We start from the raw sequence: 10,295 nt of genomic DNA, 5'->3' as shown, positions 1-10,295 counted from the left end.
GGCGAGGAGGCCGAGGCGGACACCGAGCAGCCGCCGCTCGGGCCGCGCGCGCTTGCCGAGAACCGCCGCTTCGCGCGCGGGCGCCTCACCCATGCGTTGCTCCAGCATCTGCCCCAGGTGGCGCCGGCCGAGCAGGAGCGCGCGGCGCGTGCCTTCGTGGGGGCGCGGGGCGCGGGCCTTTCCGATTCGCTGAAAGAAGAAATCGTCGGTGAAACGCTCGCCATCGTGCGGTACGCGGATTTCGCGCCGCTGTTCCAGCCCGGCAGTCTCGCCGAGGTGCCGGTGGTGGCGCGGATTGGCGAGGGCGAGGCGGCGTTCGAGATCGGCGGGCAGATCGACCGGCTAGTCGTGGCTGGCGACGACCTTCTGATCCTCGACTACAAAACCAACCGGCCGCCGCCAAAGACGCCGGAGGAAGTAGCGCCAGCCTACATCGCCCAGCTTGCGGCGTATCGGCTTGCTCTCGCCACGCTGTTTCCTGGCAAGACTTTGCGCGCAGCGCTGCTGTGGACCGACGGGCCGCGACTGATGGAGATTTCATCAACTTTGCTTGATGCGGCGATGCGCGACATGTTGGAGCGCGGCACAGCCTTGACGCCATAAGGGGGCGCACCTAGGTTCCCGGTCACGGGGCGAGGCCCATATGCCCCCTGCCGGCAAGGAGAACGATGATGGCGACTGAGAAGGTTTCCGACGACACATTCGAAGCCGAGGTGCTGAAGTCCTCGACCCCCGTCGTCGTCGATTTCTGGGCCGAGTGGTGCGGCCCGTGCCGGCAGATCGCGCCCGCGCTCGAAGAGATCGCCAAGGAGCTCGATGGCAAGGTGCGGATCACCAAGCTCAATATCGACGAGAACCCGCGCACGCCGGGCACGTACAACGTCCGCGCCATACCCACTCTGATCCTGTTCAAGAACGGCGAGGTGGCGGACACGCTCCGCGGCGCCTACCCCAAGAACCATCTCGCCGCGTGGATCGGCGGCGTGCTCGATGGCACCGCCTAGCAGCTATCCGTGCAGCTTGAGGACGTGGCCCGCGAGGTAGAGCGAGCCGCAGATCAGCACGCGTGCCGCGCCGTTGTTTGAGGCCGATCGCAGTAGCGCCTCGGGCACGCTGTTGACCGCAACCGCGTCGAAGCCTTCGTCGCGGGCGATGTCGGCGAGCGGTTCTGGCGCGAAGGCATTGGGCTCCTCCGGGATCGGCACCGTGTAGATGCGCTCGACCAGGCCCTTGAACGGGGCGATGAAGCTCCGCGCGTCCTTGGTCTCCATCATGCCCCAGATCACGTGCACCGGACGGGGCACGCGCTCGTCGAGCTCGGCGAGGGTGTGGGCGATGACCTGGCCGCCTGCGGCATTGTGCCCGCCATCGAGCCAGATCTCGGTGCCCTCCTCCACATAAGCATGCAAGCCGCCGACGGCGAGACGCTCGAGCCGCGCCGGCCAGTACGCGTGGGTCACGCCATGCTCGAGCGCCCGCTGCGTCAGCTCCTCGCCGAACACGACACTCGCGGCGGCGATGGCGGTACCCGCATTGTCAATCTGATGACGCCCGGCGAGACGCGGCAGCGGCAGGTCGAGCAGCCGCGACTGTGTCTGAAAGACGAGCCGCCCCTGCTGTTCGTACATGTCGAAGTCGCGGCCGGCGACATGGAGTGGCGCGCCGAGCTCGATCGCCCTGCGCTCGATCACCTCGAACGCCTCACTATCCTGACGGCCGACGACACAAGGGACGCCGGGCTTCAGGATGCCGGCCTTCTCGCCGGCGATCTCGGCGATGGTCTCGCCAAGAAACGAGACATGGTCGATGGAGATGGGCGTGATGATGGTCAGAAGAGGCTTCGCCACCATGTTGGTGGCATCGAGCCGGCCACCCAGCCCCGTCTCCAGGAGCAGTAGATCGGCGGGTGCTTCGGCGAAGGCGAGAAAGGCCGCGGCCGTGGTGATTTCGAACAGAGTGATGAGCTCGCCGCCATTGGCTTCCTCGGCTCGCGCCAGACAATCAACCAGCACCTCCTCGGTGATTGGCGCCGCGCCATGCGGGCCGGCAAGCACGATGCGCTCGTGAAAATTGACGAGATGAGGCGAGGTATAGACATGCACACCTTTGCCCAAGGATTCGGAGATGGCGCGCAAGAAGGCGAGGGTCGATCCCTTGCCGTTGGTGCCAGCCGCATGAACCACAGGCGGAAGCTTGTCCTGCGGGTGGCCGAGGGCTGCGAGCAGACGCTCGATACGGCCGAGCGACAGGTCGATCGACTGCGGATGCAGCTTTTTCAAGCGCTCCAGCAGGGTGTCACTCATCGCGGCCCGGGGGCGGGGCGATGGGCGCCCGGCACTATAGGGGAGTGTGGTCAAGCGTGAGAGACCTTAGACCTGTGGCGGATTGGGATTAGCGCCATTGCCAGGGGCGCTCGTCAAGGTCTCGTCTACTGCTTCCTCTTCGGTTTCGTTTTCCACGGCGAGGCCGTTGCCGCCAAGCCCCTTGCCGTCGAGGCCTTTGCCGTCGAGGGCGATGGTCGGGTGGGCGCCGGTGTAGCCGGAGACCGCGACGTCGCGACCGGGCCGCCGGTTGGTGAGGAGATCGCACAGACGGGCGAGCGTGCCCCGCAGCTCGTGCCGATGGACGACCATATCCACCATGCCGTGGGCATGGAGATACTCGGCGCGCTGAAAGCCGTTCGGCAACTGCTCGCGGATGGTCTGTTCGATGACGCGCGGGCCGGCAAAGCCGATCAGCGCGCCGGGCTCGGCGATGTGGATGTCACCGAGCATGGCGTAGGACGCCGTCACGCCGCCGGTGGTCGGATGGGTGAGGACGACGATGTAGGGCAGCTTCGCTTCGCGCAGCTCCTGCACCGCGACCGTGGTGCGCGGCATCTGCATGAGCGACAGGATGCCCTCCTGCATACGTGCGCCGCCCGATGCGGCGAGCAGAATGAACGGCGCCTGGCGCACCACGGCGGTGCGCATGGCGGCGATTACCGCCTCGCCCGCGGCGGTGCCGAGCGAACCGCCCATGAAGTCGAAATCCTGCACCGCAGCGACGACGTTTGAGTCGCGGAGACGGCCCACGCCGGCAAGCACCGCATCGGCAAGACCGGTCTTGTTGCGCGCGTCCTTGAGCCGCTCCGTATAGCGGCGCTCGTCGCGGAACTTGAGCGGATCGGCCGGCACCTCGGGCAGGGTCAGCGTCTCGTACTCGCCGCCGTCGAACAGCGCCTTCAGCCGCGCCGCAGCCGACATGCGCATGTGATAGTTGGAGCCGGGGACAACGAACTGGTTCGCCTCGAGATCCTTGTAGTAGATCATCTGCCCGGTCTCCGGGCACTTCACCCAGAGATTGTCCGGCATCTCCTTCTTGCGAAGGATGCTGCGGATTTTGGGTCTGACGACGCTGTTGATCCAGTTCACGGGTCTAGCAACTCTCTAGGTCGCAACTCTCACTCAATCGACTAGACGGCGGCCGCCGCGGCGGGGTGGCGGAGCGCCGAAGCCAAATGCTCAACGAGGCCGATCACACGCGGCTTGGTGGCTTCCGTCGCCAGGCCATTCGAATCGAGGCTCTGGGCAACGGCCGACACGAGCGCCGAGCCGACCACCACGCCGTCGGCGACCTCGGCGATGGCGCCGACCTGCTCGGCCGTCTTGACGCCGAAGCCGACGGCGATCGGCAAGTCCGTATGAGCCTTGATGCGCCCAACATGGCCGCCGACCTCGGCGACGTTCGGCGCGGCCGTGCCGGTGATCCCCGCAATCGACACGTAGTAGACAAAGCCCGAGGTATTTGCGAGCACGGCCGGCAAACGCTTGGCGTCGGTCGTCGGCGTGGCCAGCCGGATGAAGTTCAGCCCCGCCGCGGTCGCGGCCGGGCGCAGCTCCTCGTCCTCCTCTGGCGGCATATCGACCACGATCAACCCATCTGCGCCGGCGTCCACCACGTCGGCGATGAAGCGATCCACTGGATACACATATATGGGGTTGTAGTAGCCCATTAGCACTATGGGGGTCGTCGCATTCTCGGCCCGGAATTCCTTAACCATGGAGAGCGTCTTTTTCATGGTCTGGCCAGCCTTTAGCGCCCGTTGGGAGGAGGCCTGGATGGCCGGGCCGTCGGCCATGGGGTCGGAAAACGGCATGCCCAGCTCGATCACGTCGGCGCCTGCGGCCGGCAGCGCCTTCAAGATGGCGAGCGACGTCTTGTAGTCCGGGTCGCCGGCGGTGATGAAGGTGACGAGGCCGGCGCGGCCTTCCCGCTTCAGCTCAGCGAATCTCTTGTCAATGCGCGTCTGTTTCATCTTGCGATCAGCTGGCCCCTCGCGTTCTGGCGTTCAGATAGCTGGCAACGGAATCCAAATCCTTATCGCCGCGGCCGGAGAGATTGACGACCATCAGGTGGTCCTTCGGCTTCGTCGGCGCGAGGTCGAGCACGCGGGCGAGCGCGTGCGCCGGCTCCAGCGCCGGGATGATGCCTTCGAGCTTGCTGCAAAGTTGGAACGCGGCTACCGCCTCGTCATCGGTCGCCGATAGAAACGTCACCCGGCCCACATCCTTGAGCCATGCGTGCTCCGGCCCGATGCCCGGATAGTCGAGGCCTGCCGAGATCGAATGTGCTTCCTCGATCTGGCCGTCGCCGTCCATCAAGAGATAAGTGCGATTGCCGTGCAGCACGCCCGCTTTGCCCCCGGCGATCGAGGCCGCGTGCTTGCCGCTATCGAGACCGTGGCCGGCCGCCTCCACGCCGTAGATTTCGATTTCCGGCTCGTCGAGATACGGATGGAACAGCCCCATGGCGTTGGAGCCGCCGCCGATGCAGGCGATCAGCGAATCCGGCAGCCGGTTCTCGGCCTTGAGCATCTGCTCGCGCGTTTCGCGGCCGATGATCGACTGGAAGTCGCGCACCATGGCCGGATAGGGGTGCGGCCCCGCCACCGTGCCGATGCAATAGAACGTGTCGTGCACATTGGCGACCCAATCGCGCAGCGCCTCGTTCATCGCATCCTTGAGAGTCTTCGAACCGGATTCCACGGCGCGCACCTCGGCGCCGAGAACCTTCATCCTGAGCACGTTCGGTTTCTGCCGTGCGACGTCGACGGATCCCATGTAGATGATACACGGGAGGCCGAATTTGGCGCACAAGGTCGCGGTGGCGACTCCGTGCATGCCGGCGCCGGTCTCGGCGATGATGCGCGTTTTGCCCATGCGCAAAGCGAGCATGATCTGGCCGAGCACGTTGTTGACCTTGTGCGCGCCGGTGTGATTGAGCTCCTCGCGTTTGAAATAGATCTTTGCGCCGCCGCAGTGCTGGGTCAGCCGTTCGGCGAAATAGAGTGGCGAGGGCCTGCCGACATAGGTGGCGAGATGGCTCTCCATCTCGGCCTGGAACTGCGGATCGGCCTTGGCGTCGTCATAGGCCCGCTCCAGATCGAGGATCAGCGGCATTAAGGTCTCGGCGACGAAGCGGCCGCCATAGAGGCCGAAGTGACCGCGCTCGTCAGGCCCGCCGCGATAGGTGTTCAATGTGTCGTTGACCGTGCTCATGATGCCTTGGCTCGATGGTGGGCGGCCCGGGCCGCGCGAATGAACCGCTCGATCAGCTTCGCGTCCTTGATGCCAGGTGCGGTCTCGACGCCGGAGGACACGTCGACAAGGGCCGCGCCGGTCAGGCGGATCGCCTCGCCGACATTGTCGGCGTTGAGTCCGCCGGAGAGCGCAAATGGCGCTCGCGCCCCGGCGACTGCGCGCCAGTCGAAGGGAACGCCGTTGCCACCTGGGAGCTGGGCCTCAGGCGATGGCTTGGCGTCGTAGAGAATCTGGTCGGCGATCCCGGCATAGGCGCTCGCGCCGGCGACGTCGTCCGCTCCGGACACAGCGATGGCCTTGATCACAGGGATCCCCGCGCGGGCCTTAATCGCGGCAACGCGCTCAGGCGTCTCGCCACCGTGCACCTGGAGGAAATCGGGGTGGACCACCTTGGTAATGCTTTCGATTAGCGCATCGTCCGGGTCCACCAGGACCGCCACGGTCCGTACTCTGCCACGCGCTATCTTGGCGAGCGAGCCGGCCTCTTCAAGCGTAAGGTTCCGCGGGCTATTGGCGAAGAGCACGAGGCCAACGAAGTCCGCGCCAGCTCCAGCAGCGGCATCGAGGATGGCAGGCGTTCGCACGCCACAGATTTTGACCTTGACCGTCACGGGGGCTCGCAAGGGCTCTCGGGTGAGGGTTTTGCCGGCCCTAGGGGCTCGCGCGAGGCCACCCTATGAAATCCGGGGGCCCAAGTCCATCGCACTGCAACATTGGCGTTGAGGATCGGTTTAGCGGGTCAGAGGCCGGGTCCTGCTGCGCCAGCGCCAAAATGCCACTGCGGCCCATACGACCTCAAGGGCGCCAAACGGCCAGGCACCCTGGAGGAAGCCATAGACCGAGGCAAGCAGACAGGCACCGGCCATGGCGAGGATGAACCGCGGACTGCGATCCTCCAGCGCATAGAAGATCAGCATGGCGGTGACGGTCAGCAGACCGAAGGCCGTGAGCAGGTCCATGGTGGGGGCGTGGCTAGTCTGCCGGCAGGCGCGGCGGGTGGCCGACGGGATCGAGGTTCTCCAACTCTTTCTCCAACCGGTCGGCCTGGCGGCGCCAATCGCGTGCCTCGCGCGCCTCCTCACGCGCCGTGCGGCGCCACTTGCCCTGGTTGAGCCACGAGGCGAGGCCGCCGACGATCAGCCCGATGGCGAACGTGCCGAGCAGGAACAGGAAGAACGGCGCCTCCAGCGACAGGCTTGGCTCGGCGCCGCCGAAGGGATCGAGAATGAGGATCGCAGGCTTGCGGTTGACCACGGCCAGCGCGATCAGCACCACGCCAAGCGGAACCACGACAAGACCGAGAATGAGCTTACGCCACACGGCCGCCTCCTCTTAAGAAGACCGGGCGAGCTTCAAGACCTCCGGTGGTCGTCGTCGGGATTGAGGCGCTCGCGCAGCTCCTTGCCGGTCTTGAAGAAGGGCACGTATTTGTCCTCGACGAAGACCGTGTCGCCGGTCCGCGGATTTCGCCCCTGACGGGCCGCGCGATGCTTTACCGTAAACGCGCCGAAGCCGCGCAGCTCCACGCGATCGCCGCGGGCGAGCGCCCCGGTGATCTCATCGAGCACAATGTTGATGATGCGCTCGACATCGCGATGGAAGAGATGCGGATTGGCGGCTGCCACCCGCTGAATCAGCTCTGATTTGATCATGATACGCCCCACCGGTCCGTGGCCATTCTCTGGCACGGCAACGCCCCCCACTAGTTGGACTGAGGGTGCCAAACAGAAACCAGACCGTCAAGCTTGAGGGTTGCTGCGGCCTGCCCCAGAAGAACGCCAATTTTACTCGCCGAGGTGCCGAATATTTCGGCCACGGACTCGAATAACCAGCCAAATAGGCCGCTCGATTCGGCCTTCGGCTTCCATTCGACGACCTTGAGCCCCTCAGGAATCTTGCGCTCCTTGCTCAGCCAGCGCACGGCGGCGCGCTCATCGCCGATCTGGTCGGCGAGCTTGAGTTTGACCGCCTGCCGCCCGGAATAGATGCGCCCGTCAGTGAGGCCCGGGATCGAACCCGGCTCGAGCTTGCGGCGCTCGCCGACCAGGTCCACGAACCATACCTTGGCGTCCTCGACCATCTCCGCGGTCATCTCCCGCGCCCGCTCGTCGGTCGGCTCGAACGGACTGGGCACAGCTTTCAGCGGTCCGCTCTTCACCTCCTCGACCTTGATGCCGAGGCTCTCCAGGAGGTCGGTGACATTGGCCCATTGGAAGATCACGCCGACGGAGCCGGTGATGGTGTTGCCGTAGACGAAGATGCGGTCGGTGGCGAGCGCCACGATATAGGCGGCCGAGGTGGCGAGCGTGCCGCAGGTGGCGACCACGGGCTTCTTCTCGGCGAGGCGGCGGACCGCGTCGTACATGGCCTCGCCGCCGGTCGTGGTGCCGCCGGGGCTATTGATGTCGAGGATCACGGCCTTGACCTGCTCGGCCTTGGCCACCTTCTCGATAAGGTCCTGCATCTTGCGGTCGTCGGTGATGACGCCGCTGACGCTGATGCGGGCGATGTGGGGCAGGAAGCTGGCCGAGCCGGACATCTCCTTGTCGCCCAGAAACATCACAGCGAGGAGCAGCAGTCCGAGCACGACCGCGGCAATGCGCCAGACGGTGACCCGCCGCTTGAGGCGGCGGCGCTCGATCACACTGTCGGCGTCGAGGATCATCGGTCGCCCAAGATGCGCGCGCTCAGGGGCGCGCTACCGGTGGAAGTCAGGTTCGCGGCCGGCCCGTTCATTCGCCGGAGGCGGCGTCGGTATCCGCCGCCTCGCCCTTCGACGCGCGCTTTCGCTTCGGCTTCGCGGCAGGCTCTTCCTCGCCCTCTTCGCCCTTCGCCTTGCTCAAGGCCGCGCCGAGAATATCGCCGAGGGAGGCGCCGGAATCGGTCGAGCCGTACTGGGCGACCGCCTCCTTCTCCTCGGCGATCTCAAGCGCCTTGATGGATGCCGAGACTTTGCGCGCCTTGGCGTCGACCTGGGTCACGACGGCGTCGAACTTTTCGCCGACGCCGAAGCGGTCGGGGCGCTGCTCGGAGCGGTCGCGGGACAGGTCGGAACGCCGGATGAAGGTCGTGAGATCGTGGTCGAGAAGCTTGGCCTCGATGCCGTTGTCCTTGACCGCGATCACCTCGCAGGTCACGCGCATGCCCTTCTTGAGCTTGCCGGAGGGCGCGCCCGCGGCGAACGGATCGGGCGTCAGTTGCTTGATGCCGAGGCTGATGCGCTCCTTTTCGGAGTCGGCCTCGAGCACCACGGCCTTCACGGTATCGCCCTTCTTATATTCCTTGAGGGCATCCTCCCCAGACTTGGACCAATCGAGATCCGACAAATGCACCATGCCGTCGATGCCGCCGTCGAGACCGACGAACAGGCCGAACTCTGTGATGTTGCGGATCTGGCCCTCGATGACGGCTCCGGCCTCGTGGCTCGCGGCGAAGGCGACCCACGGATTCTCCTGGGTCTGCTTCAGGCCGAGTGAGATGCGGCGCTTGTCGGGATCGACCTCGAGCACTTGCACCTCGACCTCCTGGCTCGTCGAGATGATCTTGCCGGGATGGATGTTCTTTTTGGTCCAGCTCATCTCTGAGACGTGGATCAGGCCCTCGACGCCGGGCTCAAGCTCGACGAAGGCGCCGTAGTCGGTGATGTTGGTGACGGTGCCCTTGAAGCGCGAGCCGACCGGGTACTTGGCGGCGATGCCCTCCCACGGATCGGCTTCGAGCTGCTTGATGCCGAGGCTGATACGCTGGGTCTCCGGATTGATGCGGATGATCTGCACCTTCACCGTGTCGCCGACATTCACGATCTCGGAGGGATGGTTGACGCGCCTCCACGCCATGTCGGTGACGTGCAGGAGGCCGTCGATGCCGCCGAGATCGATGAAGGCGCCGTAGTCGGTGATGTTCTTGACCACGCCGTCGATGACCTGGCCCTCTTCGAGGCGGGCGACGATCTCGCTCCGCTTCTCGGCGCGGGTCTCCTCAAGCACCGAGCGGCGCGATACGACGATGTTGCCGCGGCGCCGGTCCATCTTGAGGATCTGGAAGGGCTGGGGCATGTTCATCAGCGGGCCCACGTCGCGAATCGGGCGAATGTCCACTTGGCTGCCGGGCAAGAACGCCACGGCACCGTCGAGATCGACGGTGAAGCCGCCCTTGACCCGATTGAAGATCACGCCCTCGACCCGCTCGCCGGCCTTGTACTTCTCCTCAAGCCTGGTCCAGCTCTCCTCGCGGCGCGCCTTCTCGCGCGACAGCACGGCTTCGCCGGCGGAGTTCTCGACGCGCTCGAGGTAGACGTCGACCTCGTCGCCGACGGACAGATCGGAAGTGCGGCCGGTGACGCCGAATTCTTTGAGAGGGACGCGGCCTTCGGTCTTCAGCCCGACGTCGATCACCGCAACGTCCTTCTCGATCCCGACGATTGTGCCCTTGATGACGCTGCCTTCCTGGAGCGCGGTTCCCGTCAACGACTCTTCAAGAAGGGCGGCGAACTCGTCGCGGCTCGGATGGCTCATGCTCGTCTGCGGCTCGGTCATCTAAACTCCTACTCGGCGTCCCATTCTACGCTCGTTCCAGCGTGGCTTGAACCCGAGGTTCGTGTTGGTCCTGATGCGGCGAAAACCCGCGAAAACCGATGCGGCAGGCCATTTGCGGCCGCCCGGCCTCCGCTTGCTTTACCCGCGGAATTCATTCGAAGGGTGATGTGCCAGTGCC

The 10,295-nt window shown here is 65.5% G+C and carries 12 protein-coding genes; 2 read left to right on the top strand and 10 right to left on the bottom strand.

All coding sequences use genetic code 11. The annotated features are described in order from the left end of the window. Positions 1-603: PD-(D/E)XK nuclease family protein (locus tag ACRECX_RS05600; RefSeq protein ID WP_431557825.1), on the top strand; the 603-nt coding region annotated here is incomplete at its 5' end. A 68-nt stretch (positions 604-671) separates the two neighbouring features. After that, positions 672-1,004: a thioredoxin gene (trxA, locus tag ACRECX_RS05595; RefSeq protein ID WP_431557835.1), complete on the top strand. Its 333-nt coding sequence runs from the start codon at positions 672-674 to the stop codon at positions 1,002-1,004. Between the two features lie 3 nt (positions 1,005-1,007). Here trxA and ACRECX_RS05590 read toward each other — a convergent pair whose 3' ends face one another. The 10 genes from ACRECX_RS05590 to rpsA form a co-directional block, all read right to left on the bottom strand. Further along, positions 1,008-2,303: a bifunctional folylpolyglutamate synthase/dihydrofolate synthase gene (locus ACRECX_RS05590; RefSeq protein ID WP_431557824.1), complete on the bottom strand. Its 1,296-nt coding sequence runs from the start codon at positions 2,301-2,303 to the stop codon at positions 1,008-1,010. 66 nt (positions 2,304-2,369) lie between these two features. After that, positions 2,370-3,413, bottom strand: a complete 1,044-nt coding sequence (gene accD / locus ACRECX_RS05585; protein WP_431557823.1) for an acetyl-CoA carboxylase, carboxyltransferase subunit beta — start codon at positions 3,411-3,413, stop codon at positions 2,370-2,372. Between the two features lie 41 nt (positions 3,414-3,454). After that, positions 3,455-4,297: a tryptophan synthase subunit alpha gene (gene trpA, locus ACRECX_RS05580; RefSeq protein WP_431557822.1), complete on the bottom strand. Its 843-nt coding sequence runs from the start codon at positions 4,295-4,297 to the stop codon at positions 3,455-3,457. A 7-nt stretch (positions 4,298-4,304) separates the two neighbouring features. Next, the gene (gene trpB / locus ACRECX_RS05575) at positions 4,305-5,540 is read right to left on the bottom strand and encodes a tryptophan synthase subunit beta (protein ID WP_431557821.1); all 1,236 of its coding nucleotides are present in this window, start codon (positions 5,538-5,540) and stop codon (positions 4,305-4,307) included. After that, entirely contained in the window at positions 5,537-6,193 is a 657-nt protein-coding gene (locus ACRECX_RS05570; protein ID WP_431557820.1) for a phosphoribosylanthranilate isomerase, read from the bottom strand. The genes trpB and ACRECX_RS05570 overlap by 4 nt, the downstream gene beginning before the upstream one ends. A gap of 120 nt (positions 6,194-6,313) precedes the next feature. After that, positions 6,314-6,541, bottom strand: coding sequence for a hypothetical protein (locus ACRECX_RS05565; protein WP_431557819.1), 228 nt, complete (start codon positions 6,539-6,541; stop codon positions 6,314-6,316). Between the two features lie 13 nt (positions 6,542-6,554). Beyond that, entirely contained in the window at positions 6,555-6,902 is a 348-nt protein-coding gene (locus ACRECX_RS05560) for a LapA family protein (protein ID WP_431557818.1), read from the bottom strand. Between the two features lie 32 nt (positions 6,903-6,934). Next, positions 6,935-7,234 carry an integration host factor subunit beta gene (gene ihfB, locus ACRECX_RS05555; RefSeq protein WP_431557817.1) on the bottom strand — a complete coding sequence of 100 codons (300 nt, stop codon included), beginning with the start codon at positions 7,232-7,234 and terminating at the stop codon, positions 6,935-6,937. Positions 7,235-7,284: 50 nt separating this feature from the next. Beyond that, a complete protein-coding gene (gene sppA, locus ACRECX_RS05550; protein ID WP_431557816.1) occupies positions 7,285-8,247 on the bottom strand; it encodes a signal peptide peptidase SppA in 963 nt (320 codons plus the stop codon). 67 nt (positions 8,248-8,314) lie between these two features. Continuing rightward, positions 8,315-10,117, bottom strand: a complete 1,803-nt coding sequence (gene rpsA / locus ACRECX_RS05545) for a 30S ribosomal protein S1 (protein ID WP_431557815.1) — start codon at positions 10,115-10,117, stop codon at positions 8,315-8,317. Positions 10,118-10,295 lie beyond the last annotated feature (178 nt).

The organism is Methyloceanibacter sp. (assembly GCF_050726195.1).
Classification (GTDB): domain Bacteria; phylum Pseudomonadota; class Alphaproteobacteria; order Rhizobiales; family Methyloligellaceae; genus Methyloceanibacter.
This window is presented reverse-complemented; position numbering and strand designations above follow the sequence as displayed.

Coding starts and splice junctions, on each gene's coding strand:
- ACRECX_RS05565 (WP_431557819.1), bottom strand. CDS start 6,541: ATGGACCTGCTCACGGCCTTCGGTCTGCTGACCGTCACCGCCATGCTG.
- ACRECX_RS05590 (WP_431557824.1), bottom strand. CDS start 2,303: ATGAGTGACACCCTGCTGGAGCGCTTGAAAAAGCTGCATCCGCAGTCG.
- sppA (WP_431557816.1), bottom strand. CDS start 8,247: ATGATCCTCGACGCCGACAGTGTGATCGAGCGCCGCCGCCTCAAGCGG.
- trpB (WP_431557821.1), bottom strand. CDS start 5,540: ATGAGCACGGTCAACGACACATTGAACACCTATCGCGGCGGGCCTGAC.
- ihfB (WP_431557817.1), bottom strand. CDS start 7,234: ATGATCAAATCAGAGCTGATTCAGCGGGTGGCAGCCGCCAATCCGCAT.
- trxA (WP_431557835.1), top strand. CDS start 672: ATGGCGACTGAGAAGGTTTCCGACGACACATTCGAAGCCGAGGTGCTG.
- trpA (WP_431557822.1), bottom strand. CDS start 4,297: ATGAAACAGACGCGCATTGACAAGAGATTCGCTGAGCTGAAGCGGGAA.
- rpsA (WP_431557815.1), bottom strand. CDS start 10,117: ATGACCGAGCCGCAGACGAGCATGAGCCATCCGAGCCGCGACGAGTTC.